A 26,398-nucleotide genomic window follows, 5' to 3' on the forward strand; every position below is an offset into this window, starting at 1 on the left:
GAGGAGCACCGTGCCCGAGACGACGGAGACCACCGTGGTGGACGATCGAGATCAGGTGAAGGTGTTCCGCTACCTCGCTGACTTCGGCAACCTCGCCGACTGGGACCCGAGCTTCGACGACTCCCGCCGCCTCGATGACGGGCCCCTCGGGGTCGGCTCGCGGTTCGCGGCCACCATGTCCCTCGCCGGGCGGAGCATCGACGTCGAGTGGACGCTGACCCACTACGACGAGCCGAACCGCGTCGTACTCGACGGCGGGTCGGACCGCTTCTCGAGCCAGGAGGACATCCGGGTCGAGCCCGTCGACGACGGGACCCAGGTGACCTACACGGGCCGGTTCGACACCGACGCGCCCGATCTGCTCGACGCCGTCAGCAAGCCGGCCTTCCTCCTCGTCGGCAAGGCCGCGATCCGGGGGCTGCGACGCACGCTCGACGACTGACCGACCGAGGAGCCACACCCGTGTCCGACACCATCCGCCTCGATCAGCCGCCCGCCGAGGTCTTCGACCTCCTCACCGATCCGGAGGAGCTCGCGGTCTGGAGCCACGCCTTCGATCACGCCGAGCAGCTCGATCCCGGCCCGCTGCGCGTCGGATCGCGGGTCCGGGCCGGAGCTCGTGTCGACGGCCGCCCCGGTGACCTCGTGTTCGAGATCGTCGACCTGCGAGCCACGGAGGTCCTGGAGGTCGAGGGGCGTTCCGACGACGTACGCACCCGGGCGCGGCTGACGATCCGACCGTGCGACGGGGGCAGCGAGGTCACGGCCACCTCCCGCGCCGTCGTCGACGACGAGGACGATGACCTCGCCGTCGAGCCCGAGGCCAACCCGGCGTTCGCCGACGTCGCAGGCTCGCTGCTCCGCGGGCTCGAGGCGGCGCTCGGTGAACGTCCGAGCCAGGCCCCCTGACCCGGGCGGCCCCCGGACCGGACCGGCGGTCGCGTCGGGAGCCTGGCGGAGCGGCCGTGCGGCTGGACAGCGCCGGTGGGCGCCCACCGTGAGCGCGTGCCGCGAACGCTCGGCCGTTCGGTCGCGTCGCTACCGTGTCCGGGCGGCGCGGGGCAGGGGGCCCTGGTAGGTGCGAGGGAGGGAGCGCGGGGGTGCCGTCCCGCGTCCGGAGGCGACGCGTGCTCGACCTGGCCCTGGTGATGGCGGTCGCGGTTGGCTTCGCCGCCATGGCCGTCCTGGCCGTCGCACGCTACGTCGCCGACCGTCAGCCGGGCGCCCGAGAGTTGGTGGCGGTCCTCGGTACCTACGCGACCATCGCCGCGCTGGTGAGCGTCCAGGCTGCCGTGCCGGGACCGCGGTGGCTCCACCAGCTGACCGAGCTGTCGCTCGCGCCGCTGCTCGCGGTCCTGCCGCTGCTGGTGATCCGTTTCGCAGCCGTGTACGACGACCTGGCGCGACGCTTCCTGCCGGTCGCGCGGCTGGTCACCGTGCCGTTCTTCGTCGCGATGACCGTGGTCGTCACGGGTGTCCTGCCGGATCCGGTCGCCTCCGCCGTCATGGGCAGCTTCGTGGTGCTCTGGATCGTCGCGCACGCGCTCGCCGCCGCGAGCCTGTTCGTCGGAGCCCGCCGGACGGCCACGGCGGTCACCCGACGCCGATCTCAGCTGATGGCGGCGGGCACCGCGGGTCTCGGGTCGGTCCTCGTCGTCGCGGCCGCCGAGGGCAACCTCGTCGGCGGGCCGGAGGTCACCTGGACCCTCGCGTCGACGGCGCTGGCCGCGATGCTGTTCCTCGCCGGGTTCGCGCCGCCGAAGGTGCTGCGCTGGCACTGGTCGCGCAGCGACCGCGGGTCGCTCGAGGCCGCCGAGCTGCGGCTGGTCACCCTCGATGACCCGCACCACCTCGCGGCGGAACTGCTGCCACACCTGCTGCGCTTCACCGGCGGCGGTGCAGCCTGGCTCGTCGGCGAGAACGACGAGGTCGTCGCCTCGTCGGGGGCAGGGCAGGCAGGGCCGCCGCGGGTCGCGACCACCGACAGCCGCGGGGACGGCGAGGTGCGCGTCCTCCGTGATCCCGGGGGCGGGCCACCGGTCCTGGTGGTGGCCACGCCACACGCTCGCCTCGTGATGACGGCCGATCCGTACGCGCTGCTGTTCGGCGCCGGCGACCTCGATGCCGTGCGGTTGTTGGCCACCCGACTGGACCTGGCGGTCGATCGCGCGCGCCTCCGTGCCGACGAGGTCGAGCGGGTGCACGAGCTGGCTGACGCGCAGCGTGTCCTCGAGGTCGAACGGCTGCGGGAGGACGTGCTGGCGACGGTCTCCCACGAGCTGCGGACACCCCTCACCACGGTCTGCGGGGCGAGCGAACTGTTGCTGTCACGCTGGCACGAGGTGGACGACCGACAGCGGCTCGAGCTGGTGGCTCGTATCGCCGCGAACGCCGCGGACCTGCGCAGGGTGGTCCAGGAGGTGCTGGATCTGATCGCGCTCCGCCTCGCGTCGCCGGCCAACGCCCCGCGTCCCGTCGCGGTGGCGGCGTTCCTCGAGGAACTGATCGCGGGGCTCGGCGACACCGTCGCCCGGCACCACGTGGTGGTCGAGGCCACGGGCGACCTCGCCGCGGTCCTCGACACCGAGGTGCTGCGTCGCATGCTCGAGCACCTGGTGTCGAACGCCGCGAAGTTCTCCGCGCCCGGATCGGCCATCGAGCTGCAGGTGCGCGCGACGGCACGCGACCTGGAGATCGAGGTCGGCGATGTCGGCGTGGGCATGACCGGCGAAGACCTCGCCCGGGTGTTCGAACCCTTCTGCCGCAGCGGGAACGTGCTGGTCCGCGAGACGCGTGGCATCGGTCTCGGGCTGGCCCTCGTAGCCGCCTTGGCCGAGACGGCCGGCATCCGGCTGCACGTGGCCTCCGAGCCGGGAGCCGGGACCACCGTCACCCTCACGGTCCCCGGTGCCGTGGCCGCGGCGAGGAGACTGCACCTCGCCACCCGGTAGGTCGGCGTGCTCGCCGGCGGATCGGGACGCGGCGGTGCGCGCAGGCCGGCCACCAGGCGGAGCGACGGGAAGGTTGCGGGCGCAACCGTCGTTTCCCACGGCACCACCGCCTCCACGCGGGGCGCCCACTGAGGAGACCGCCGTGCCCGCCGTCACCGTCGCCGATCTGCTGACGCTTCCGCGCGTCCCGGAACCGAGCGGCGCCGCGGTGACCCGGCCGCTGCGTTCGCTCACCACGGCGCCACGCGGGTTCGAGGGGGAGGGCTTCCCCGTGCGGCGGGCCTTCCACGGCGTCAGCCTCACCGACCTCGACCCGTTCGTGCACCTCGATCAGATGGGCGAGGTCGAGTACGCGCCCGGCGAACCGAAGGGCACCTCGTGGCACCCGCACCGCGGGTTCGAGACCGTGACCTACATGCTCGACGGCGCGCTCGAGCACGGTGACTCGCACGGCGGTGGTGGCCTCATCACCGACGGCGCGACCCAGTGGATGACGGCCGGGTCGGGGATCCTCCACATCGAGGCCCCACCGGAGGAGGTCGTCGCCCGGGGCGGGTTGTTCCACGGGTTCCAGCTGTGGGTCAACCTCCCGCGTGCCCGCAAGTGGGAGGCCCCCCGCTACCAGGACCTCGATGCCGGCCGGGTCACGCTGCTGACCTCACCCGACGGCGGAGCGCTGCTGCGCCTGATCGCCGGCGACCTCGCCGGCCACGCTGGACCAGGTTCGACCTACACGCCGATGGCGATGGTCCACGCCACCCTCGAGCCCGGGGCGCGGCTGCGGTTGCCGTGGCGCCCCGACTTCAACGCCCTCGTCTACGACCTCGCGGGCCGCGGCACCGTCGGCGCCGAACGGCGGCCGATCGAGCTCGGTCAGCTGGCGGTGTTCGGGCCCGGCGATGTCGTCGAGGTCGCCGCTGCGCCGTCGCAGGAGAGCCGGGCGCCCAAGCTCGACCTGCTCATCCTCGGCGGTCAGCCGATCGGCGAGCCGGTCTTTCACTACGGCCCGTTCGTGATGAACACCCGCGCCGAGGTCCAGCAAGCGCTCCTCGACTTCCAGCAGGGTCGGTTCGGTCGTTCCCCCGCGGCCCACACCTGACCCGCGCCGACGAGGGCCCGACGTCTCCGAGCGTCGGGCCCTCGCCGTGCCGTGGGGGCACCCCTGGGACCCTGGTCACGGATGTCCTCGCGGTGCTGAAGTCGACGCGCCGGCGACCGACTGGCTGTGACGGCATCCGGCGCACGACGCGCCGACCGTGGATACCAACCTGGACCGGGAGTCGAGCGATGTCGCGCACGTTCACCTTGAAGCAACGGCTCATCGGGGCGTTCGCCGTCGTCGTCGTGCTGTTCGCAGGGGTGCTCACCTACAACGTCTGGACGATGGCCGCCATCAACGACAGCGTCGACGAGCTCGTCGATCAGACGGCGACCCTCGATGCAGTCCAGGCGGCCGAGAGCGCGGCGCTGAAGATCAACCGGCACGCCCTGCGCGTGGTCGCCATGGCCGACGCCGACCGGGTCGCGGATCAGCGCACCCAGGCCGCCGCGGAGAAGGAGAGGGCCGTCGCCGCCGTCGCGGCCCTGCGGGCCGCTGCGACCGCGGATGACCTCCCCCTGATCGAGACGTTCGAGGCGCGGTTCACCGAGGCGGACGAGCTGTTCGGCGTGCTGTTCGCCAGCGTCGAGGCAGGGGACGTCGGGGCGGCCCAGGATGTCGTGCGCGAGCGTTGCGTCGAGGTCTCTGCCGCGCTGAACGACGGCACCGTGGCGCTCGTGGAGCACTTCGAGGCGAAGACAGCCGCCACCGCTGCTGGTGCCGCGGAGGCCTACCGTCACGGCCGCAGCCTGGTCATCGGTGCCGCCCTGGCCGTCGCCCTGCTGGCGTTCCTGCTCGGTTGGTTCGTCTCCCGTGGCGTGGTCCGTCGGGTCAGCGACTCGGCCAGCCAGTTGACCCGGGCCTCCGAGCAGTTGACCGCGGTGTCGGACCGGCTCACCGTGGCCTCCGACGGGACGACCTCGCAGGCCAACGTCGTCGCGAGCGCCGGCGAGCAGGTGTCCTCCAACATCCAGACCGTCGCCACCGCCATCGAGGAGATGTCCGCGAGCGTCCACGAGATCGCAGGATCGGCCGGTTCGGCCTCCGAGGTCGCGGCCGACGCCGTGCGGCGCGCCGAAGCGACCAACCAGACCGTGCTCAAGCTCGGTGAATCCTCCGCGCGCATCAGTGCGGTCATCGAGTTGATCACCTCGATCGCGGAACAGACCAACCTCCTGGCCCTCAACGCCACCATCGAGGCGGCGCGCGCCGGGGAGGCCGGCAAGGGGTTCGCGGTGGTGGCCAACGAGGTCAAGGAGTTGGCCAAGGAGACGGCTGCGGCGACCGAGGAGATCTCGGCCCGCATCGCCACCATCCAGGAGGAGACCGGCGAGGCCGTCGCCGAGATCGAGCAGATCGGTGCGGTCATCGCGCGGATCGCCGACATCCAGACGACCATCGCCAGCGCGGTGGAGGAGCAGACCGCCACGACCAGCGAGATCTCGCGCAACGTCGCCGAGGCCGCTCAGGGATCGGCCGAGATCGCCGAGAACATCCTGACGGTGGCAGCTGCGGCGCAGGGCACCTCGGAGGATGCGGCGAACACGGCCGGCTCGGCCCGGGACCTGACCGACATCGTCGGGCACCTCGACGCCCTGGTCGGGCAACGTGGCACGGCGTCACCGGCGGCTGCCGGGGATCGTCCGACCGCTCCGGTCCCCGCCGGCGTCTGACGTCGCCGACCGTGACGTTCGGCACACGCGGCCGCGTGGCGTCGGCCCCTAGCGTCGGCGTGGACAAGCGTCGGCGCAGCCGCAGCCGACGCCGACGATCGACGGGGAGCACGAGGAACGTGTCGCTCTCGCTCGGCTCCGGGACGGCCGGGGCGACCCTCTTCGTCCTCACGTTCCTGATCGACGGCGCGACGCGAGCGGGGTACGACCCGGTGAGGCACACCGTCAGCGCCCTGGCCACGGGGCCGAGGGGTTGGCTGCAGACGATCAACTTCGTCGTCAGCGGCCTGCTCATCACCGCAGCAGGACCGGGCCTGTACGAAGCGGTTCCGGGCCCGTGGTTCGCTGCGGTGATCGCGGTGTTCGGGCTGGCGCTCGTCGCGTCAGGCGTCTTCCCCATGGACCCGATGCGGGGCTACCCACCGGGGACGCCCGAGGGCACACCCCCGACGACGAGCCGGCGGCACCAGCTCCACGACGCGGCCGGCGCCGTGGTCTTCACCTCGCTGCCGGTCGGTGCCGTGGTCGCGGCCCTGACGCTCGGTGACGTCGTCTGGTCGGCCTACTCGGCGGTCACCGCCGTCGTCTTCGGGGTGGCGGCCGGGCGGTTCGCCACGGCGTGGGAGGCCGACGATCCGCGGACCGGTCTCTTCCAGCGCGTGGCGATCGTCTCGGGGTGGACCTGGCTGGCGCTGCTCTGCTGGTCCCTGATCCCCTGACGCTGCCCGCGACGTGGCGAGGCCCGGCCGCCGTGCGGGCTCCGGGCCTCGGTGGAGCGGGTGAAGGGAATCGAACCCTCGTCACCAGTTTGGAAGACTGGAGCTCTACCATTGAGCTACACCCGCGGGTCGCGAGAGCCTACCGACCGGACGGCGGCGGTTCGGGCGCACGTTCCCGGGTCGCGTGACCGAGACTCGTGGCTCCCGCTACCCGCCTTCCCGAGGAGTTGCCCGTGTCCGAGTCCGAGTCGATCGTCGCCGAGCGCCTGCGCATCGTGTCCGAGTTCCGTGAGGACGAGCGCGAGTACATCCTCGCCCAGCTCGGGACCAAGCTCGACCGGCGGCTGGTGCGCTACGGCGCGGACAAGGTCGAGCTCGAGCTCTCCATCAAGGAGCGCGACACTCCGTCGCAGAAGGTCGTGCTCGAGTGCTGGATCACGGGCGAGCCGCGCATGGTGGCCACCTCCAACGAGACCGACCTGCAGTCCGCGCTGCACGACGTCCGGGAGGACCTGTTCAAGCAGATCGACAAGCACGTGAACAAACGGCAGGACCGCGCACGCCGGTGACCACCACCGACGGTCCGGTGGAACCGACCGAACGGTCGGTCTAGGCTCGAGGTGGCGGCCGGGAGCGGTCGCTGCCTCGACCTGGGAGCCGACCGTGTCCACCACCACCTCCGCTGCAACCTCCATCGACACCGGGGCGCTGGTCGACCGCCAGCTGCCGGACCTGCGTGACGCGGTCGCGGCAGCCCGGTCGCGCACCTACCTGTCGCGCTACTCCGAACGCATCACCGACCCGGCCTACGGAGACGACCCGATCGCGGCCGGCGCGGCAGCCTTCGAGGCGCTGCAGGAGCGGGGCCTCGACCTCGACCAGCCGACCACCGGCGAGACCGTGCCGGGGGAGCGGTCCCCCTACGGCCCGCAGCTGTCGATCAGCTACCCCGCCGTCGACCCAGCAGCGCTGGTCGCCGCGGCACGCGACGCCATGCCGGCCTGGCGTGACGCCGGCCCGGACGTGCGGGCCGCGTTGTGCGTGGAGATCCTCGACCGCCTCGGTGCCCGTGCGCACGAGCTCGGCCAGGCTGTGCACCACACCACCGGCCAGCCGTTGGTCATGGCGTTCCAGGCCGGCGCTCCGCACGCCCTCGACCGTGGCCTCGAGGCCGTGGCCTACGCGTGGGACGCGCAGATCCGCCACGCGGCGTCCGTCACCTGGGAGAAGCCCGGCAAGCGCCCGACGATCATGGAGAAGCGGTTCCACGTCGTCCCGCGTGGGGTCGAGGTCACCATCGGCTGCCGCACGTTCCCGACCTGGAACGGGCTGCCGGGTCTCATGGCGTCGCTGGCCACCGGCAACGCGGTCATCGCCAAGCCCCACCCGTCCTCGGTCCTCCCGCTCGGGATCGTCGTCGAGGTCGCCCAGCAGGTCCTGACCGCTGCCGGCTTCTCGGCCCACCTGGCCACGCTGGCCGCCGACACCCCGGACCGCCCCCTGGCGATCGAGCTGGCCACCCACGCGGACGTCAAGCTCGTCGACTTCACCGGCTCGACCACCTTCGGTGACTGGCTCGAGGCCAACGCCACCCAGGCCCGGGTCTTCACCGAGAAGGCGGGCCTGAACACCATCGTCATCGACGGCACCGAGCAGGCCGCGGCGATGTTCGCCAACCTCGCCTTCAGCCTGTCGCTCTACAGCGGACAGATGTGCACCACCCCGCAGGCGGTCTTCGTGCCCAGGGGCGGCATCGACACCGACGAGGGTCACCTCAGCTTCGAGCAGGTGGGTGAGCGCCTGGCGTCCGCCCTCGAGGACCTGCTGGAGCCGGCCAAGAAGGGGGTGGAGATCCTCGGCAGCATCGGCGACCCTGCCGTCGTCGAACGCATCGAGGAGGCGGCCGGTCTCGGGACCGTCGTCGCCGAGTCCCGCGCCCTCGAACACCCGGCCTGGCCGGACGCGGTCGTGCGCACGCCGCTGGTGGTCGCCGTCGACGCGGCCGACGCGGATGCGTGGGACACCGAGCGCTTCGGCCCCATCGGGTTCCTCGTGGCGACCGACGGCACCGACCACGCTCTCGAGCTCGTGCGTGACACCGTGGGTCGTCGTGGCGCGATCACCTTCGGGGTCTACGCCGGCAGCGACGAGGTCCGCGCGGCGGCGACCGAGGTCGCGTTGGACGCTGGTGTGTCGGCCTCCTTCGACCTGCACGGCACCGTGTTCGTCAACCAGACCACCGCCTTCAGCGACTTCCACGCCACCGGTGCGAACCCGGCGGCGAACGCCTCGCTGGTCGACGACGCCTTCGTGGCACCGCGCTTCGCGATCGTCGAGACCCGGTGGCACCCGGAGGGCTGATCGGTGCAGGAGTGGACCGGGAGGTCCGGGCGGGTCGGGCTGGAAGGCCCGCCCGGGCCGGACCTCCGGCACTAGGTGGCGGCGGGCGGGTGACGCAGGCTCAGGGCGCCCACAGGAGGAGCCCTGCGATGATCCACTCACCAGACATCACCACCCGTCCTGCTGCCACCGCCGGCTCGCTCCTGGGGGGGCCGATCGCCACGATCCGTCCGACGGCGACGCTGCGCGAAGCTGCGGAAGCCCTGACCGCCGACGAGGTCGGCCTGCTCGTGGTCACCGACGCCGGGGGCATGCGCGGCGTCCTGTCCGAACGGGACGTGGTCCGCGCCAGCGCGTCAGGCGCCGACCTCGATCTCGAACGGGTCCGGGACCACGCCTCGCACGAGGTGATCCAGGTCGACGAGAGCGCACCGGTGGTCGAGGCCGCCCGGATGATGCACGAGGCGGAAGTGCGCCACCTGGTGGTCTCGCGGGGGAGCCGGCCGGTCGGCGTGCTGTCGGTCCGGGACCTGCTGCCCGCCCTGCTCACCCTCGCCACCGAGCGGGCCTGACACCTCGCGCACGGTGGTGGTCGCGACCCGGCCACGACGCACCTAGCGTCGCGACCGGCGACCACCACCAGCGAGGAGCGAACGGTGAGCGACGGACTCCGGGTCGAACGTGCCGACCACGTCCTGACCCTGACCCTGGACCGGCCCGAGCGGCGCAACGCCTTGACCGGTGAGGTCCTCGCGGCGCTCGCCGCGGCCGTGGCCGATGTCGACGACGACGTGCGTTGCGTGGTGCTCACGGGTGCCGGGAAGGGCTTCAGCGCCGGCCAGGACCTGGCCGACGACGCGGTCTCGGCCGAGGGTGCCGACCTCGGGGCGACGGTCGAGCGTTGGAACGCGGTGGTCCGTGCGATCCGCGACACCCGGCCACCGGTCGTGGCGGCCGTCAACGGGGTGGCCGCTGGTGCCGGGGCGAACCTCGCCCTCGCCTGCGACCTGGTGATCGCCACCCGGTCGGCGCGGTTCCTCGAGCCGTTCGCCGGCCTCGGCCTGGTCCCGGACGGTGGTGGCACCTGGCTCCTGCCCCGCCTGATCGGAGCGCAACGCGCCGCAGCCCTGACCATGCTCGGAGGACCGCTCGACGCGACCACGGCGGCCGACTGGGGGCTGATCGCCGAGGTGGTCGACGACGACGGGTTCGAGCCACGGGTCGCCGAGGTCGCGGCGACGATCGCCGGGTTCCCCCCGCAGGGGATGGCGATGACCAAGACGCTCCTACGTGCCAGCATCGACCACGACCTCGACACCCAGCTCGATCTCGAACGGGACGCGCAGCGCACCGCCGGCGCGGGGCGCGAGTACCGCGACGCCCTGGCGGCCTTCCTCTCGCGCGGCAAGGCCTGACCGCCGGACCCTGCTACCGGTTGCAGCGGCGCGGTCTGGTGCGTGGGGTCGCTACCGGTTGCAGGGGCCCTTGTCCACGGTGGCGTCGTGCCGTACGCTACCGACCGAACGTTCGGGTGGGAGAGTGTCTCCCGGACGGCTGCCGTGCGTCGCACGGCGATGCGGACGAGGAGAACGCCGTGCACGAGGCCGACACCGACCCGGTCCGTGAGGCCGAGTTCCTGGCCCACCTCGATGCGGGTGGGAAGGTCGAGTCGGGCGACTGGATGCCCGAGACCTACCGCCGGCTGAACATCCGCTTCATCGAGATGCACGCCAACTCCGAGATCATGGGCGCGCTGCCCGAGCGGGAGTGGATCGCCCGAGCGCCGACGCTCCGGCGCAAACGCTCCCTGGCGGCCAAGGTCCAGGACGAGGTCGGCCACGCCCACCTCATCTACCGGGTGGCCGAGACGCTCGGCAAGCCCCGCCGGCAGATGTACGAGGACCTGATCGCCGGGCGCGGCAAGTTCCACAACGTCTTCCACTACCCGACCCACACCTGGGGCGACGTCGCCTGCATCGGCTTCCTGGTCGACGGCGCCGCGATCGTGACCCAACGGGCCCTGCTCGACACCTCCTACGCGCCCTACGTCCGCGTCATGAAGCGCGTGGTCGCCGAGGAGTCCCTGCACTACCGCCACGGCGAGGACATCCTCCTCGCGCTCGCCTCCGGCACGGACGAGCAGTTCGCGATGCTCCAGGAGGCCGTGGACCGCTGGTGGACGCCGATCCTGCACTTCTTCGGCACCGACGTGGCCCGCGAGGACGACCCGTCGATCCGCTGGGGCATCAAGCCGCGGACCAACGAGGAGTCCCGCCAGGAGTGGCTGTCGACCTACGTCCCCAAGCTCTGGGACGTCGGTATCGAGCTACCCGATCCGGACCTGCGCTACGACCCCGACGCGGGTCGCTGGGAGTACACCGAGCCCGACTGGGACGAGCTCGCCGCGCTGGTCAAGGGTGATCCGTCACCGAGCACCGCGATCCGGCTGGAGGCGCGCCAGCTGCTGCACCGCCACCACGCCTGGGTGCACGACATCATCACCGGCGACCGCGTCCCCGCCGCCGCCTGACCGACCGCCACGCGACGTCCACCCGCACCTCAACCACGCAGGTCCACACCCCGGCACCTCCCCCCACCATCCCCGGCACCTCCCCACCACCCCCCGGCACCTCCCCACCACCCCCCGGCACCTCCCCACCACCCCCCGGGAGCAGCACATGGCCACCTACGAGGTCTTCGGTCGACGCAAGTTCGACGACCCCCTGACGCACGTCGGGGCGCTGCACGCCGCCGACCCCGAGGCGGCCCTGCTGCTCGCGCGGGAGACCCACTTCCGCCACCACGAGGGCGTCGACTTCGCGGTCGTGGCCACCGAGGACATCCACCGCCTCCACGACCCGACGCTGCTCGAACGCAAGGTCGACGACAGCTACCGCCAGCAGAAGGGATACTCCGGCTTCCGCGACAAGCGCGAGGCCGCCCGTGCCGCCGCCGACGAGCGCGGTCTCGGCCACGTCCGCGAGCGGGACACCCCGCGATCATCGAGCGGCACGTGAGCGCCGTCGCCACTCCCGTCGACCTCGGCACGGTTCGGGCGCAGCTGCTGCTGGTCCTCGCCGATGACGAGCTGATCACCGGTCACCGTGCCTCGCACTGGACCGGCGTCGCGCCGTCGATGGAGGAGGACATGGCGTTCTCCACCATCGCCCAGGACGAGATCAACCACGCCGACCTCTGGTACCAGGTGCTCGTCGGGCTCGACGTGACCGGCGAGGCGCAGCGGACCGCGGTGGACGCCCTCGGCCTCGGCCGTGAGCCCGACGGCTACCGGCACGCCATCGTGTGCGAACGCCCGCCGCGGGACTTCGCGGCCACCCTCGCACGGCACTGGGCCTACGAGCGGTTCGACGCGGTGCGCCTGAACGCGCTGACCGAGAGCCGCGATCCGGACATCGCCGCCGTGGCCGGCAAGCTCCGCTTCGAGGAGCGCTACCACCTCGAGCACGCCGACCAGTGGTTCACCCGCCTCACCACCGGATCGGAGGACGCACGGGCGCGCTTCCGCGCGGCGCTGGCCGCCGAGCTGCCCGAGGCGCTCGGACTCGCCGAGCCGTTCCCCGCCGAGGAGGAGGCCCTCGCTGCGGGCCTGCTGCCCGTCGGCCACCAGGTGCTGGGGGAGCGGTGGCTGGAGATCATCGGCCCGCTGCTCGAGGCGGCCGGGTTCGGTGATCTGGTACCCACCGCCGTCCCCGCGGAGGCACGGGGCGGACGGCAGGGGCGACACACCGCGGACTTCACCGAGGACGTCTGGCCCGAGATGACCGCCCTCTACCGCGCCCACCCGGGAGCACGCTGGTGACCACCACCCGATACGCCAGCACGCCCCTCGCCGGCCCCACCGCGACCGGGCCGGACGTGGCGCGGGTCCGGGCCGCCATCGCCGACGTCCCCGACCCGGAGCTCCCCCCGGTCACCATCGGGATGCTCGGGATGCTCCACGAGCTGGACGTCGACGGCGGGCACGTCTACGTCGAGCTGCTGCCGACCTTCGCGGGCTGTCCGGCCACCGACATGATCGAACGCGACGTCGTGGCTGCTGCCTCGGCCGTCCCCGGCGTCGACGAGGTCACCGTCCGGTTCCGTTTCAATCCACCCTGGACGCCCGACCGCATCGACGCGGTCGGACGCGAGCGCCTGCGGGAGTTCGGGATCGCGCCACCCGGCGGCGCCACCGGCGCGCCCGCGCCCGACGGTCGCGTGACCCTGCCGCTGATGCTCGGACCGGCATCCGATCCGCGGCCCTGCCCGTACTGCGGGTCCGCGGACACCGTCCGGGAGTCGAACTTCGGCCCCACACCGTGTCGCGACGTACGGTTCTGCGACGCGTGTCAGCAACCGTTCGAGGCGTTCAAAGCGTGACCCCACCCGACGAAGCGACCGGCGCCGCATCCGACGAGGCGACCGGCGCCACCTCTGGCGAGGCGACCGGCGAGCCGGTGCAGCTCGATCCTGCCGTGGCCATGATGGCCGACGATCAGGCCTCCGCGGACCTCGGCATCGAGGTGCTCGAGGTGCGCGAGGGCTACGCCCGCGTGACCATGCGGGTCGGCGATCGGCACCTCAACGGGCACGGCATCGCCCACGGGGGGCACGTCTTCCTGCTCGCCGACACGGCGTTCGCCTGCGCCTGCAACAGCGGACGGCCGACGACCGTGGCCGCCACCGCCGAGATCGACTTCATCGCCGCGGCCCACGGTGGGGACGTGCTCGTCGCCGAGGCGGTCGAGCGCGCCCGCTTCGGGCGGAGCGGGATCACCGACGTCACCGTGCGCCGGACCGCGCCCGACGAGGCGCTGATCGCCGAGTTCCGTGGTCGCAGCCGCACCCTACGGGAGACCACCTGACGTGCTGGATCTGACACCCGACCCCGCGACCCTGGAGCCGATCGAGACCGCGTCGATCGACGAGCTGCGGGGGCTCCAGCTCGAACGGCTGCGCTGGTCGCTCGGGCACGCGTACACCAACGTGCCGCGCTACCGGCGGGCCTTCGACGAGGCCGGCGTGCACCCGGACGACCTGCGCGACCTCGCCGACCTGGCTCGGTTCCCGTTCACCACCAAGCAGGACCTGCGTGAGGAGTACCCGTTCGGGATGTTCGCCGTCCCGCGCGAGCAGGTGGTCCGGCTGCACGCCTCGTCGGGCACGACCGGTAAGCCCACCGTGGTCGGCTACACCCAGCGTGACGTCGACACCTGGGCCCAGGTCGTGGCCCGGTCCCTGCGGGCCAGCGGCGTCCGCCCCGGGTGGGTGGTCCACGTCGCCTACGGCTACGGGCTGTTCACCGGTGGCCTCGGCGCGCACTACGGGGCCGAACGGCTCGGGTGCACGGTCGTGCCGGTCTCGGGCGGCATGACCGAACGCCAGGTCCAGCTCCTCGTCGACTTCGGCGCCGACGCCATCATGGTCACGCCGTCCTACGCGCTGTCGATCCTCGACGAGATGCGCGAGCAGGGTCTCGACCCCCGAGGCACCAACCTGAAGGTCGGCGTCTTCGGCGCCGAGCCCTGGACGGAGGCGATGCGCGCCGAGGTCGAGGACGCCTTCGACATGCACGCGGTCGACATCTACGGGCTGTCGGAGGTCATCGGCCCGGGTGTGGCCAACGAGTGCGTGGAGACCAAGGACGGCTTGCACGTCTGGGAGGACCACTTCTTCCCCGAGATCGTCGACCCGGACACCGGTGAGGTGCTGCCCGACGGCGAGCAGGGCGAGCTGGTGTTCACCTCCCTGACCAAGGAGGCGATGCCGGTCGTCCGCTACCGCACCCGCGACCTCACCCGGCTGCTGCCCGGCTCGGCGCGCACCATGCGGCGCATCGAGAAGATCACCGGGCGCAGCGACGACCTGATCATCCTGCGCGGCGTCAACCTGTTCCCCTCGCAGGTCGAAGAGCTGCTGCTCGAGGTCGACGGGCTCGCACCCCACTTCGAGTGCGTGCTGACCCGGCCCGACCGGATGGACAGCATGACGGTCCGGGTCGAGGCGCGGGAGGGCCAACTGCTCGGCGACGACCGCGGGCGGGCGGCAGCGACGCTGCAGCAGCGCATCAAGGCCCGCATCGGGGTCAGCGTCGACGTCGAAGTGGTCGAGCCGGCGGCGGTGACCCGCTCGATCGGCAAGGCCAAGCGCATCGTCGACCGGCGCTGATCGACCGGCGCTGTTCGACCGCCGCTGTTCGACGGCGGCTCAGCGCGGGTCGAGGCCCTCGAAGAGCAGCGCGACGAGGCCGTCGGCGACCTCCTCGGCGGTCGCCCCGTGCCCCGGCCGGTACCACTCGACGAGGGAGTTGACGGTGCCGAACAGCAGGCGGGTGACCAGCGCGGGGTCGAGGTCGGCACGCACATCGCCCTCGGCGACCGCCTGCTCGACCAGCTCGGTGACGCGCCGGTCGAACTCGCGTCGGCGTTCCAGGGCGTCGAGCTCGGTCGCGGTGTTGCCGCGGACCCGCAGCAGCAGGGTCACGGCGGGCAGCTCGGCCGCCAGGACCTCGACGCTGCGGCGCAGGACGTGCTCGAGCCGGTCCCGGGCCGGTCCCTCCGTCGACGCGGCCTCGTCGAGCGCGTCGAACAACGCGCCGAGCGCGGTGTCGAGCGCCATCCCGAGGAGGGCCTCCTTGCCACGGACGTGGTGGTAGATCGAGGACTTGGTGATGCCCGCCGCCCGCGCGAGGTCCTCCATCGAGGTCCCGTCGTAGCCGCGCTCGTTGAAGACCCGGACGGCGACCTCGAGCAACGACGCGACCGTGTGAGTCGCGCGGCGCGGCGAGAGGTCGGAGGTGACGGTCGTACCTGTCCTCGAAGTCAGCGGGGGACGCTAGTCCACCTGGCCCGGCGGTCGGTCCCGGCCGCGACGGCTTGGGCCGGGCGCGCAGGCCTGCTTAGGCTCGGCCCGCCCGAGTCGACGGAGCCGAGCCAGTGGACGAGCGCACCCGCCAGCTGGTCGCCGACGACCACCGGTACGTGTGGCACCCCTTCACCCAGCAGCAGCAGTGGGTCACCGAGGACGCCCTCGTCGTCGAACGGGGTGAGGGCTGCTGGTTGACCACGACCGACGGCCGCCGCTTCCTGGACGGCAACTCCTCGCTGTGGGTCGACCTCTGGGGCCACGATCGGCGTGAGCTGGTCGATGCCCTGCACGCGCAGGCCGACGCGCTCCCGCACGCGACCTTCCTCGGCCTGACCAACCCCCCGGCGATCGAGACCGCTCGTCGGCTGGTGGACCTCGCTCCCGACGGCATCTCGCGGGCGTTCTTCTCCGAGAACGGCTCGTCCGCCGTCGAGGTCGCCCTCAAGATCGCCTTCGCCTACCACCGCCACCTGGGTGACGACCGGCGCGACCTGTTCGTGTGCCTCGACAACGCCTACCACGGGGACACCCTCGGGTCGGTCTCGGTCGGCGGGTTCGACCCGTTCCACGCGCTGTACGGCCCCCTGCTGTTCGAGACCCGCCGCATCCCCTCGCCCTACTGCTACCGCTGCCCGCTCGAGCGCAGCCCCGAGGAGTGCGACCTCGCGTGCGCGGACGCCCTCGACGAGGTGCTCGCCGCTGAGGGCCACCGGGTCGCCGCGGTCGTGACCGAGCCGCTGGTCCAGGGGGCAGCCGGCATCATCACCGCTCCCGACGGACACCTGCGACGTCTGCGTGAGATCTGCGACCGGCACGGGGTGCTGCTCATCGTCGACGAGGTCGCGACGGGCTTCGGGCGCACCGGTGCCACCTGGGCGTCCGAGCTGGAGGGCATCACCCCGGACCTGATGGCCGTCGGCAAGGCCCTGACGGGCGGCTACATCCCGATGTCGGCGACCCTGACCACCGAGGCGGTCTACGAGGCGTTCCTCGGCGCGCCCGACTCCGGCCGGACCCTCTACCACGGCCACAGCTACGCCGGGAACCCGCTGGCGGCAGCCGTGGCGTCTGCCAACCTCGAGCTGTTCGTCGCCGAGGACGTGCCGGCGATGGCCCGCGCGAAGGCCGAGGTCCTGGCGGACGCGCTGACCGCGTTCGACGGGCAACCGCACGTCGGCGAGGTGCGGCGGCGCGGGCTGATGTGCGGCATCGAACTGGTCGCCGACCGGGGGACCAAGGAGCCGTTCCCGGCCGGGCTGCAGGCCGCCAAGCGGGTGTGCGACGCCGTGCGTGACGACGGGATCATCGTGCGCCCGCTCGGGGACACCATCGTGCTGATGCCGGCGCCGGCGATGTCCGACGAGGACCTGCGCTTCCTGGTGACCACGATCGCCGCGGCGACCGACCGGGTGACGCGCGAGCTGGCCGCGCCACCGGCGTCACCGTGACCGGCCCTCCCGCAGGTGACGGGCCGCTCGACTGGTTGGGAGCGGCGCTCGCCGACCTCGAACGCGCCGATCTGTCGCGCAGCCTGCGCCACCACACCTCCGGCGCCGAGCCGTGGATCGACCTGGAGACACCCGAGGGCCTCCGGCGGCTGCTGCACCTGTGCTCCAACGGCTACCTCGGGCTGGCGACTCACCCCGAGGTCGTGGCCGCCGCCGTCGAGGCTGCGCAGCGGCTCGGGACCGGCAGCGGGTCGGCGCGGCTGGTCACCGGTGGACAGACGCCGCACCGCGAACTGGAGGAGACGCTCGCCGACTGGAAGGGCACCGATGACGCGCTGCTGTTCTCCTCGGGGTACCTGGCCAACCTCGGCGTGGTGACCGCACTGGCGGGTCGCGGCGACGTGGTGGTGTCCGACGAGCTCAACCACGCGTCGATCGTCGACGCGTGCCGCCTCGCCCGCGCCGAGGTCCGCGTCTACCGCCACGGGGACGCCGATCACGCCGCCGCGCTGCTGGCCGACGCGCCCGATGGCGCCCGACGGCTGCTGGTCACCGACGGGGTGTTCTCGATGGACGGGGACGTGGCACCCCTGCCCGCCCTCTGCGACGTGGCCGAGCGGCACGGTGCGGCGGTCATCGTCGACGACGCGCACGGCAGCGGTGTCCTCGGCCCGGAGGGGCGCGGGACCGCGGCCGCGCTCGGCTGCGAGGATCGGATCCACGCGGTGGTCGCGACCCTGTCGAAGGCGCTCGGCAGCGTGGGCGGCTACGTGGCGGGCAGCGCCGACCTGACGGCTTGGCTGCGCAACCGTGCCCGCCCGTTCGTGTTCGACACCGCCCTGCCACCCCCGGCGGTCGCCGCCGCACGTGCGGCCATCACCGTCGTACGTCGTGAACCCGAGCGCCGCGAGCGGGCCCTGCGCCTCGCCCGTGACCTCGCGGACGGGCTGCGTGCCGCCGGTCACGCCGTCGCCGCGCCCGACGCCTGCATCGTCCCGGTGGTCGTCGGCTCGAACCGCGCCGCCCTCGACGGGATGGCGCGGCTCCTCGAGCACGACGTCCTGGCCGTGGCGATCCGACCGCCGTCCGTGGCACCGGGGTCGGCGCGTCTGCGCGCCACGGTCATGGCGACCCACACCGACGACGACATCGACCGTGCGGTCGGCGCCTTCCGGGACGCGCTGGCCACGGCCGACGCGTCGTGAACGCCCGGGGCGCGCTGGCGGGCCGGACCGGCTTCTTCGTCACGGGCACGGACACCGGCATCGGCAAGACCGTCGTGGCCGCCGCGCTGTGCCGGCTGCGGGCCGACCTCGGCCGCGAGGTGGTCTACGTCAAGCCGGTCCAGTCCGGTGCGGCCGACGGGGACGACGACGCCGCGGACGTCGGGGCGCTGGCCGACGTGACGACCGTGGTCGGTCCGGTCGTCGGACCGTCCCTGGCGCCGGGCGTCGCGGTCCGCCTCGGCGGGGCCGAGCTGACCGGCGCCGAGCTGCTGGAGGTCGTCGTCGACGCGGCCGCAGCCCACCCCGACGCCGACCTGGTCGTCGAGGGGGCGGGCGGGTTGCTGGTCGAGCTGGGCTCGGACGGCACCACCTGCGCCGACCTCGCCGCGGCGCTGGGACTGCCGATGGTCGTGGTCGCGCGCTCGGGCCTCGGCACGCTCAACCACACCGCGCTCACCCTGGAGGCGGCGGCCCACCGGGACCTCGAGGTGGCCGGCGTGGTCGTCTCGGGCTACCCGACCGATCCGGACGAGGCCACGCGCACCAACCTCGCCGAGCTGCAGCGGGCCTCGGGACGCCTCATCGGGGTCCTGCCCGTCCTGGACCTGGCGGGGCCGCAGCCGCTGGCCGACGTGGCGGCCCACCTCGGCCCCGAACTCGGTGGGCGACGCGCCCGGCCGTAGGCTTCACGCACCGAGACCCGCGTGCCCACCGCCGCGGGCGGGCCCCCCGGAAGGTGTCACCGTGTCCGCTCCCGAGCACCCCGTGGCCCCACCCACCGCCGACGCTGCCGGTCCGGGCGACGTGCTGCCCGCGACCCCGGTCCGTGACGCCGCTGCCGTGGCCGCGCTGGTCGCCGACCCGGCAGGGCTGCTCGCCGACTGCGAGGCGATCCTCCTCGGCCGCCGCGAGACGCTGCCGGCCAGCCACGCGTACGCCCTGGCGGAGCTCGACATCGACGCCCCACACGGTGACGGCGCCGTCCTCGACGCGATGCTCGACCTCGCCCACCGGGTCCGGGTGACGTGGACCAGCGAGGAGGTCGCGCTCGAGTCGATCGTGTCGGGCAAGACCGGTGGCTGCCCCGAGGACTGCTCGTTCTGCTCGCAGTCGTCGGTGTTCGCCACCGACGTCAAGCCGCAACCGCTGCTGACCGGTCCCGAGGTCCTCGAGGCGGCCCGCAGCGCCCAGGAGGCTGGCGCCAGCGAGTTCTGCATCGTCTACGCCGTCCGAGGTCCCGACGAACGGCTGATGGAGAACATCCTCGAGTTGACCGCCACCGTCCACGAGCACACCGAGATGCACGTCGCCGTCTCGGCCGGGATCCTCACCGCCGAGCAGGCACAGCGCCTGTCCGACGCCGGGGTGGTCAAGTACAACCACAACCTCGAGGCAGCACGCTCCCACTTCCCGCAGGTCGCCTCGACCCACACCTGGGACGAGCGTTGGGCGACCCTCAACCTCGTGCGCGAGCACGGGATGGAGGTCTGTTCGGGCGGCATCGTCGGGATGGGCGAGACCCGCGTGCAGCGGGCCGAGCTCGCGCTCGAGCTGGCCGAGTTCCGCCCGACCGAGACCCCGCTCAACTTCTTGAACCCCCGCCCGGGCACGCCGCTCCAGCTGCGCGAGCCGCTCGAGCCGCGCGAGGCGCTGCACGCCATCGCGCTGTTCCGGCTGATCCTGCCGTGGACCCTGCTGCGCCTCGCGGGGGGCCGGGAGGTGGCGCTCAAGGACCTGCAGGGCGCCGGCATCCTCGGTGGCGTCAACGGCCTGATCGTCGGCAACTACCTGACGACGCTCGGACGCACGCCGCAGGAGGACCTCAAGATGCTCGAGGACCTCGACGTGCCGGTCCGTGCCCTCCAGGACGTGCTCTAGCTGTGGCCGGGTTCTGCCCCGCCTGCGGCGCGGAGCCGGGGGAGACCCACGACGCGGCGCGTTGCGCGGCGCGGCTCGAGCTCGACCCGCCGCGCTACTGCGCCCGGTGCGGCCGGCGGCTCGACGTGCAGGTCTTCCCGCTCGGGGTGCGTGCGACCTGCCGCCGCTGCGACGGGGTGCACCCCGCCCACCGCTGAACTGACGCGAGTTCCGTCGGGATGGCCGGATTCGAACCGACGACCCCCTGCTCCCAAAGCAGGTGCGCTACCAAGCTGCGCCACATCCCGGAACGGCGCAGGCTAGCTGCTGGCCGGGCGGGCTCCGTGCGGACGGGTGGGGCCCCACCGGATCGGCGGGGCCCCACGGGTGGTGCGGTGTCGCCTACCGGCCGCGACGATTCACGAGCGGCTCCTGGTGCTGGGCGTTGAGCTCGTCGACCTTCGAGCTGTTCAGCTCACCCTGCGCCTTCGAGCCGATGGCCCGCGGGTCGACGCGGAACACGTCCAGGCCTTCCTGGATGTCGTTGGAGTAGATGTAGCCGTTGTAGAAGTAGGCGCTCCACGACCCGGCGATGCCGAGGTTGTCCTCGTCGAACGGGCCACGGTCGAACCACGCCAGCTCCTGCGGGTCGTACGGGTCGGTCCAGTCCAGCAGCACCACGCCGCCCTGGTACCAGGACTGCGACATCACGGTGCGGTCCTGCAGCGGCAGCAGGCTGCCGTTGTGAGCCACGCAGTTCTCGGTGTTGGACTGCACGCGGGGCAGCTTCCAGTACGAGGCGAACTCGAGGTCACCGTCCTCGATGACGTAGATGGCGTTCGCGCCCTGCTCGTCCGGGATCGTGGGGTTGCAGGTCGCCGCCCCGCCGCCGCCGAGTTCGTCGGTGAACAGCACCGCCGTCCCGTCGTGGTTGAACGTGGCGCTGTGCCAGAACGCGAAGTTGTCGTCGAGCACCTGGGCGGTCACGACGGGGGACTCCGGCTCGGTGATGTCCATCAGCACGCCCTCACCCATGCACGCGCCGGCAGCGAGGCCGATGGCCGGGTAGGTCGTGATGTCGTGGCAGCCGTTGGTCGTGCGGGTGCCGGGGAAGCCCTCGGCGGGCCAGTTCGGTGACCGCGCGGTGCCCGGGTTGGGTGTGAAACCGCTGCCTTCCCACGGGTCCGGGGTCCCGATGACGGATGCGGACGCCGGGTCGGACAGCGGCACCGCCACCACCGAGATGTTGGTCCACGGGGTCCCGCAGTTCCAGTAGTTGGTCGCCACGTCGTAGGAGGAGACGTAGACCAGCAGGCGGTCGTTCGCATCGTCGGGCAGGATCGTGTGGGTGTGCGAGCCGCAGAAGGTCAGCACGCTGGTCAGCAGCTGCGGGTCGGTCGGGTCGGACCAGTCGAAGATCCGGATGCCCTCCCAGGTGTCGGGGTCGGCGCGGCGCGCCGCGGGCTGGGGGGCGTTGTCGCAGGTGTCGTTGGTGCGCGGCGAGTCGGTCGAGGTGATGATCAGGTCGCCGTACACCGACACGTCGTTCTGCGACCCCGGGCAGTCGACCTGGCTGACCACCTGGGGGGCCGCCGGGTCGGAGATGTCGGTGATCTGGAAGCCCTGGTAGTTGCCCTGGATGGCGTAGTCGCCCTGGAAGGCGATGTCGGAGTTGAAGTTGCTGGTGCCGACGAACGGGCCGGACTTGGGCAGGTTCGCCACGTGGATCAGGCCCTCGCCGTCGACCTCGCCGGCACCGAGGACGGCGTCCGAGTCGTCGAGGCTGGCGGCGATCTCCTCGCTGAAGCACTCCTCGGCGTCGTCGGCGTGGTCGGTGTCATCGGTCGCTCCCGGCAGGAAGGCGGCGAAGACGTTGACGATGCCGAGCAGGCGCTGGCCGAAGCCCGAGGCAGACGTGGCCGACTTCTCGCAGGCGTCCGGGTGCGCGAGCCCCGGACTGGGGGTGACGACCGCCAGGGCGGCCGCCAGCACGAGGACGCCGAGGGCGGCGGTCCAACGTGCCGGTGCGGTGGGTGACGTGGTGGTCACTCCGGTTCCTCCCGTTACCGCCGACGGACCACTCCGCGTGGGGTGCGGAGGTGCATCCGGCGAGCACGCTCCGTCAGCGGGCGCCTACGCTAGGTGGCGATGTCAACCGTGACTAGGCCGATGTGCACGGCCCGACCGGGGGGTGGCGAGGTGGCTGACGACGTGCTCGGACGTTCCCTGCGGGGTGGCCGGCTGGTGCGGCGGATCACCGCGACGGCGATGGTGCTGCTCGGGCTCGGCAACGCCGTGCTCGGTGTCCTGGTGGTCATCGGCGTCGGCTCGCTGCTCGAGGTCGCCCCGGCGACGGGGTGGGGGCTGCTGGTCGCCGGACCGCTGCTGGCCGCGCTCGGTGTGTGGATCTGGGTCGGCGGCGTGGCCGCGGCCCGGGTCGGCCTCGCCGTGGTGGTCGCCCTGCTGCTCGCCAGCGCCGCGGCCGGGACCCAGGCCGAGGGCGCCCCCGCCCGGACCCTGTTGCTCATCCTCCTGGCGGTCGGCTGCGCGATCGCGGGCGCCTCAGAGCGGACCGTTGCCGAGGAGGGCGCCGCCACCGAAGGTGACCAGCATCGCCGCCGTGCCGCCGACCAGGATGCGTAGCACGGCACGTCCCCGACGGGCGCCACCGGCCGTCGCTGACAGGACACCGAGCAGCAGCAGCGCCAGCAGCGTCGCGGTCACCACCGCGGGCACGATCGCGCCCGTGGGGGAGAGGAGGACGGCGAGCAGCGGGATGGCGCCACCGGTGGCGAAGGAGGCGGCCGAGGCCAGCCCGGCCTGCAACGGCCGGGCGGACAGCGTCTCGGTGATGCCCAGCTCGTCCCGGGCGTGGGCGCCGAGGGCGTCCGCGGCCGAGAGCTCGGCCGCCACCGCCCGTGCCGTCGCCGGCGAGACCCCCCGGTCCTCGTAGATCCGCGCCAGCTCCACCAGCTCACCCTCCGGGTCGGTGGCGTGCTCCTCGGCCTCGCGGCGGACGTCGGCCTGCTGGGCGTCCTTGGCCGCGGCGACCGACACGTACTCACCGACGGCCATGGAGGCGCCGCCGGCCAGCAACCCCGCGATCGCGGCGATCACGACCGGGTCGCGGGTCGTGGTCGCCGCCGCGACGCCGACCACCAGGGCGGCGGTGGACACGATGCCGTCGTTGGCGCCGAGCACCGCTGCGCGCAGCCAGTTGCTGCGAGCTGCCGCGTGCTCCTCGGGCTCGAGCTCGGGCACGGCGTGACCTCCAGGTGGACGGTCCGAGCAGCCTGCCATGGCTGGGCGCCCGCACGCTGGATGGACACCGGGGGGCGGACCTGGAACCATCGCGCCCGCTCCGTTCGTCGGAGCTCCCACCTGTGTGCCGCGGATCGTCCGCCCCTGCCCTCCTGAAGGCGTCCGCCGGCCCGCTCCCGTCGACCGAGGATCCACCGCCCGTGAAGACGTCCGTCGAGACCCTCGACCCGGTCAAGGTCAAGCTCACCGTCGAGGTCGAGCCCAAGCGCGTCAAGCAGGCCTTCGACAAGGCCGCCCGCGAGCTCGCCAAGCAGGTGAACGTCCCCGGGTTCCGACCGGGGAAGGCGCCGCGTCGCCTCATCGAGCAGCGGTTCGGTGACGGCGTCATCGCCCAGCAGGCCCTGGAGGCCTCGCTGACCGACTACTACCTCGAGGCGGTGCAGTCCGAGGAGCTGGTCCCGGTCGGTCAGCCCGAGGTTGACGTCGAGTCCTTCACCGAGGCCGACGGCTGCACCTTCACCGCCACCATCGAGATCCGGCCCGAGGTCGACCTGCCCGACCACACGGGCATCTCGGTGAGCTTCCCGCAGTGGGACGTGGACGACGCCAAGGTCGACGAGCAGCTCGAGCAGATGCGTGAGCGTTTCGCCGAGGTGGAGGTCGTCGAGCGTGCGGCCAAGAAGGGTGACCTCGTCACCCTCGACCTCGCGGTCGCGGTCGACGGCACCGAGCTCGAGTCGGCCCGAGTCGAGGACGCCCTCTACGAGATCGGGTCGGCCGGGGTGACCCCGAAGCTCGACGAGGAGGCCGTGGGCAAGGCCGCCGGTGACGAGTTCACCTACGAGGACGCGCTGCCCGAGGGCTACCCCGAGCACGGCGGCGAGGACGCCACCTTCACGGTGACCGTCAAGGACGTGCGCGAGAAGCAGCTGCCGGCCCTCGACGACGACTTCGCGATGACCGCGTCCGAGTTCGACTCCATCCAGGAGCTGCGCAAGGACATCCGCGACGCGCTGCTCAAGCGCAGCATCCTCCAGGCCCAGCACGACCTGCGTGGTCAGACCCTGGAGGCCTACCTGGCGACCGTCGAGGTGCCTCTGCCACCGGCGATGGTCGAGGCCGACGCCGAGCAGCGCATCCACCAGCTCGAGCACCAGGCCGAGCGGTTCGGCGCCGAGGTCGAGCAGCTCCTCGAGCTCGAGGGCACCACGCGCGAGGAGTTCGAGAGCAACGCTCGCGAGCAGGCCGAGGGCACCGTCAAGGCCCAGCTCGTGCTCGACCAGCTCGCCTCGAAGCTCGAGGTCCCGGTCGAGTCGGCCGACATCGACCGCGAGATCGTCCGGCACGCGCAGACCAACGAGATGCCGCCGCAGGAGATCGCCCGCATCATCCAGCAGCAGGGCAGCCTCCCGGCCCTGCTCGGTGACATCATGCGCCGCAAGGCCATCGACGCGATCGTCGCGGCCGCCGAGGTCGACGGGGCGCCGTCGCAGGCCGTGCTCGAGGACGTCGGTCTCACCGTGGTCGACGGCCTCATCGTCGAGGCGCCGCCGGAGGTCGTCGACGTCCCTCAGCCGGAGGCCCCGGTCGAGGAGCCCGCCGAGGCCCCGGTCGAGCAGGACGCGGAGGGCAGCTCCGAGGAGGAGTGAGCCGGCGGCGACCTGCGTGGCCAGCACCGTGGGGCGGTAGCGGGTGCGGAACGTCGGCTCAGCCCGACGATCCGCACCCGGTACCGGCCGTGGCCGTGGTGATCGGGCTACGAGCGGCGCGGCGGAAGGTGGTCGACGCCGATGCCACGGCGACGCTGCGCGGCGATGGCCGCGTCGATCGCGTCGAGGACGTGGTCGCGATCCTCGAGCCAGTCGCGCCAGTCGATCGGGACCGGGACCCAGTCGGTACCGGCGTACGCCGCGATGCGGCGCCGGTCGAGTCGCCGCTGGTGGCGTGAGCGGTGGAAGGCGTCACCCTCCGGTTCGAGGGCGATGCGCCACGGCAGGAGCGCGACGTCGCAGGTGAGACCCATGCCGTCCACGGTGTCGATGCGGTGGGTCGAGTTCTCGGCGGGGTAGCCGAGCCCGGCGAGCGTCCGAGCGACGTCGTCCTGGAAGATGGACTCGATCAGCAGTGGTCCGAGCTCCTCGCAGAGACGACGGAGCGTGTCCTTGCCCGGCACCGGTCCGGTGGCGTCGAGCAGCGCGAGGATCTCGGCCGGCGTGACCAGACCCAGGTGCAACACGTCGATGAGCCGTGCGCGCTGCCGGTCCGCCGGTGCGCGGACCGAGCTGAGCAGCATCGCCCGGATCGACAGGGTCGGGACCCGCTGTACCTCGACGATGTCGTCAGCCGTCAGCCACCGGGCGCGATGGACGGACACGTCGCGGTACGAGGTGGCACGACAGCTGTGGACGACCGCCACGCTGGGGCGGTCCGGTGGGTACCGCTGGAGGCCGTGGAGCCACGCCGCGGTGTCACGGCTGGCCGCGGCCAGCCCGCCGGTGCTCACCGTGACGACCAGGAGCCGCTGCTGGACCGAGTCGTTCACGTGGGGGTGGAGCCGGATCCCGGGCCTGGCACGGCTCCAGCCTTCCCGGGCGGTCCGGTCGTGGAACCGTTGCACGGCGACCCCGTGCGCGAGCGCGAGCTCTGGGTCGGCGACGCCGTGGCGCTCGCGGCAGGCGTGGTCGAAGCCCGGCCACGGGTCGGGCAGGTGCAGGCCGCTGGGGGCGCCACCGGGGGCGTCGTCGGGTTCCATTCGGCGAGGCTGCCATCGCGCACACCCTGCACCGCCGGGGGCCTCCTCCAGCCTGTGGATACCGGGCCCGAGGGCTGCCTGAGGGACCTACCGGGTGCGGATCGTCGGCTCAGCCCGACGATCTGCACCCGCTACCGCCACGGGGCCTGGTCCGGGTCACGGGGGAGAGGTGAGCCGAGGCGACCTGCGTGGCCAGGGCGCAAGC

At 72.7% G+C, this 26,398-nt stretch carries 27 protein-coding genes and 2 tRNA genes; 23 read left to right on the plus strand and 6 right to left on the minus strand.

The features are described 5' to 3' along the window. The first annotated feature begins 10 nt into the window (after nt 1-10). The 6 genes from NITAL_RS24375 to NITAL_RS24400 all read left to right on the plus strand — a co-directional run bounded on the left by NITAL_RS24375 (nt 11) and on the right by NITAL_RS24400 (nt 6,442). Nucleotides 11-442 carry an SRPBCC family protein gene (locus NITAL_RS24375; protein WP_052668856.1) on the plus strand — a complete coding sequence of 144 codons (432 nt, stop codon included), beginning with the start codon at nt 11-13 and terminating at the stop codon, nt 440-442. Nucleotides 443-462: 20 nt separating this feature from the next. Beyond that, on the plus strand, nt 463-909 hold the full coding sequence (locus NITAL_RS28320; RefSeq protein WP_052668857.1) for an SRPBCC family protein: 447 nt from the start codon (nt 463-465) through the stop codon (nt 907-909). Nucleotides 910-1,127: 218 nt separating this feature from the next. After that, entirely contained in the window at nt 1,128-2,951 is a 1,824-nt protein-coding gene (locus NITAL_RS24385; RefSeq protein ID WP_052668858.1) for a sensor histidine kinase, read from the plus strand. 142 nt (nt 2,952-3,093) lie between these two features. Further along, a complete protein-coding gene (locus tag NITAL_RS24390; protein WP_052668859.1) occupies nt 3,094-4,050 on the plus strand; it encodes a pirin family protein in 957 nt (318 codons plus the stop codon). A 188-nt stretch (nt 4,051-4,238) separates the two neighbouring features. Next, nucleotides 4,239-5,723, plus strand: a complete 1,485-nt coding sequence (locus tag NITAL_RS28735) for a methyl-accepting chemotaxis protein (protein ID WP_052668860.1) — start codon at nt 4,239-4,241, stop codon at nt 5,721-5,723. 119 nt (nt 5,724-5,842) lie between these two features. Beyond that, a complete protein-coding gene (locus NITAL_RS24400; RefSeq protein WP_052668861.1) occupies nt 5,843-6,442 on the plus strand; it encodes a DUF998 domain-containing protein in 600 nt (199 codons plus the stop codon). Between the two features lie 52 nt (nt 6,443-6,494). Here NITAL_RS24400 and NITAL_RS24405 read toward each other — a convergent pair. Further along, a tRNA-Gly gene (locus NITAL_RS24405) sits at nt 6,495-6,568 on the minus strand. 107 nt (nt 6,569-6,675) lie between these two features. Between NITAL_RS24405 and NITAL_RS24410 the strand changes: the two genes are divergently transcribed. From NITAL_RS24410 to paaK, 10 genes are all read left to right on the plus strand, one after another. Beyond that, entirely contained in the window at nt 6,676-7,011 is a 336-nt protein-coding gene (locus NITAL_RS24410; protein WP_052668862.1) for an HPF/RaiA family ribosome-associated protein, read from the plus strand. Nucleotides 7,012-7,105: 94 nt separating this feature from the next. Further along, a complete protein-coding gene (paaN, locus tag NITAL_RS24415; protein ID WP_211262659.1) occupies nt 7,106-8,803 on the plus strand; it encodes a phenylacetic acid degradation protein PaaN in 1,698 nt (565 codons plus the stop codon). 128 nt (nt 8,804-8,931) lie between these two features. Next, the gene (locus NITAL_RS24420) at nt 8,932-9,354 is read left to right on the plus strand and encodes a CBS domain-containing protein (RefSeq protein ID WP_083441980.1); all 423 of its coding nucleotides are present in this window, start codon (nt 8,932-8,934) and stop codon (nt 9,352-9,354) included. Nucleotides 9,355-9,438: 84 nt separating this feature from the next. Then, nucleotides 9,439-10,197, plus strand: coding sequence for an enoyl-CoA hydratase-related protein (locus NITAL_RS24425; RefSeq protein WP_052668863.1), 759 nt, complete (start codon nt 9,439-9,441; stop codon nt 10,195-10,197). Between the two features lie 179 nt (nt 10,198-10,376). Then, nucleotides 10,377-11,312: a 1,2-phenylacetyl-CoA epoxidase subunit PaaA gene (gene paaA, locus NITAL_RS24430; RefSeq protein ID WP_052668864.1), complete on the plus strand. Its 936-nt coding sequence runs from the start codon at nt 10,377-10,379 to the stop codon at nt 11,310-11,312. A 148-nt stretch (nt 11,313-11,460) separates the two neighbouring features. Continuing rightward, complete coding sequence (locus tag NITAL_RS24435; protein ID WP_052668865.1) at nt 11,461-11,799, plus strand: hypothetical protein; 339 nt, start codon at nt 11,461-11,463, stop codon at nt 11,797-11,799. Next, nucleotides 11,796-12,602, plus strand: a complete 807-nt coding sequence (gene paaC, locus NITAL_RS24440; RefSeq protein WP_052668866.1) for a 1,2-phenylacetyl-CoA epoxidase subunit PaaC — start codon at nt 11,796-11,798, stop codon at nt 12,600-12,602. The genes NITAL_RS24435 and paaC overlap by 4 nt, the downstream gene beginning before the upstream one ends. Continuing rightward, nucleotides 12,599-13,162: a 1,2-phenylacetyl-CoA epoxidase subunit PaaD gene (gene paaD, locus NITAL_RS24445; RefSeq protein WP_211262660.1), complete on the plus strand. Its 564-nt coding sequence runs from the start codon at nt 12,599-12,601 to the stop codon at nt 13,160-13,162. Before paaC ends, paaD begins: the two co-directional genes overlap by 4 nt. A 101-nt stretch (nt 13,163-13,263) precedes the next feature. Then, nucleotides 13,264-13,647: a hydroxyphenylacetyl-CoA thioesterase PaaI gene (gene paaI / locus NITAL_RS24450; RefSeq protein WP_052670057.1), complete on the plus strand. Its 384-nt coding sequence runs from the start codon at nt 13,264-13,266 to the stop codon at nt 13,645-13,647. 1 nt (nt 13,648) lies between these two features. Beyond that, entirely contained in the window at nt 13,649-14,950 is a 1,302-nt protein-coding gene (gene paaK, locus NITAL_RS24455; protein ID WP_052668867.1) for a phenylacetate--CoA ligase PaaK, read from the plus strand. A 39-nt stretch (nt 14,951-14,989) separates the two neighbouring features. Here the strand turns inward: paaK and NITAL_RS24460 are convergent, their stop codons facing one another. Then, on the minus strand, nt 14,990-15,535 hold the full coding sequence (locus tag NITAL_RS24460; RefSeq protein WP_052668868.1) for a TetR/AcrR family transcriptional regulator: 546 nt from the start codon (nt 15,533-15,535) through the stop codon (nt 14,990-14,992). Nucleotides 15,536-15,717: 182 nt separating this feature from the next. Here NITAL_RS24460 and bioA point away from each other — a divergent pair, with 182 nt between their 5' ends. From bioA to bsaP, 5 genes are all read left to right on the plus strand, one after another. After that, entirely contained in the window at nt 15,718-17,097 is a 1,380-nt protein-coding gene (gene bioA / locus NITAL_RS24465) for an adenosylmethionine--8-amino-7-oxononanoate transaminase (RefSeq protein ID WP_083441983.1), read from the plus strand. Further along, on the plus strand, nt 17,094-18,302 hold the full coding sequence (gene bioF, locus NITAL_RS24470; protein WP_211262662.1) for an 8-amino-7-oxononanoate synthase: 1,209 nt from the start codon (nt 17,094-17,096) through the stop codon (nt 18,300-18,302). The genes bioA and bioF overlap by 4 nt, the downstream gene beginning before the upstream one ends. Further along, nucleotides 18,299-19,006 carry a dethiobiotin synthase gene (gene bioD, locus NITAL_RS24475; protein ID WP_052668869.1) on the plus strand — a complete coding sequence of 236 codons (708 nt, stop codon included), beginning with the start codon at nt 18,299-18,301 and terminating at the stop codon, nt 19,004-19,006. Before bioF ends, bioD begins: the two co-directional genes overlap by 4 nt. A 157-nt stretch (nt 19,007-19,163) precedes the next feature. Then, nucleotides 19,164-20,201, plus strand: coding sequence for a biotin synthase BioB (gene bioB, locus NITAL_RS24480; RefSeq protein ID WP_425413699.1), 1,038 nt, complete (start codon nt 19,164-19,166; stop codon nt 20,199-20,201). A 2-nt stretch (nt 20,202-20,203) separates the two neighbouring features. Further along, nucleotides 20,204-20,398: a biotin synthase auxiliary protein BsaP gene (gene bsaP / locus NITAL_RS24485; protein ID WP_052668870.1), complete on the plus strand. Its 195-nt coding sequence runs from the start codon at nt 20,204-20,206 to the stop codon at nt 20,396-20,398. A gap of 16 nt (nt 20,399-20,414) precedes the next feature. Here the strand turns inward: bsaP and NITAL_RS24490 are convergent. Together NITAL_RS24490 and NITAL_RS24495 are read right to left on the minus strand one after the other, a co-directional pair. Then, a tRNA-Pro gene (locus tag NITAL_RS24490) sits at nt 20,415-20,488 on the minus strand. Between the two features lie 94 nt (nt 20,489-20,582). Next, nucleotides 20,583-22,229, minus strand: coding sequence for an LVIVD repeat-containing protein (locus NITAL_RS24495; RefSeq protein ID WP_211262664.1), 1,647 nt, complete (start codon nt 22,227-22,229; stop codon nt 20,583-20,585). Nucleotides 22,230-22,379: 150 nt separating this feature from the next. Here NITAL_RS24495 and NITAL_RS24500 point away from each other — a divergent pair, with 150 nt between their 5' ends. After that, nucleotides 22,380-22,823: a hypothetical protein gene (locus NITAL_RS24500; RefSeq protein WP_052668871.1), complete on the plus strand. Its 444-nt coding sequence runs from the start codon at nt 22,380-22,382 to the stop codon at nt 22,821-22,823. Here the strand turns inward: NITAL_RS24500 and NITAL_RS24505 are convergent. Further along, entirely contained in the window at nt 22,743-23,441 is a 699-nt protein-coding gene (locus tag NITAL_RS24505) for a VIT1/CCC1 transporter family protein (protein WP_211262665.1), read from the minus strand. The two genes, NITAL_RS24500 and NITAL_RS24505, sit on opposite strands and share 81 nt — an antisense overlap. Before the next feature lie 200 nt (nt 23,442-23,641). Between NITAL_RS24505 and tig the strand changes: the two genes are divergently transcribed. Then, nucleotides 23,642-25,090, plus strand: coding sequence for a trigger factor (gene tig, locus NITAL_RS24510; RefSeq protein WP_052668873.1), 1,449 nt, complete (start codon nt 23,642-23,644; stop codon nt 25,088-25,090). Between the two features lie 107 nt (nt 25,091-25,197). On the opposite strand, the gene NITAL_RS24515 is transcribed toward tig, so the two are convergent. Next, a complete protein-coding gene (locus NITAL_RS24515) occupies nt 25,198-26,193 on the minus strand; it encodes a hypothetical protein (protein ID WP_052668874.1) in 996 nt (331 codons plus the stop codon). Nucleotides 26,194-26,398 lie beyond the last annotated feature (205 nt).

This window comes from Nitriliruptor alkaliphilus DSM 45188, from assembly GCF_000969705.1.
Lineage (GTDB): Bacteria > Actinomycetota > Nitriliruptoria > Nitriliruptorales > Nitriliruptoraceae > Nitriliruptor > Nitriliruptor alkaliphilus.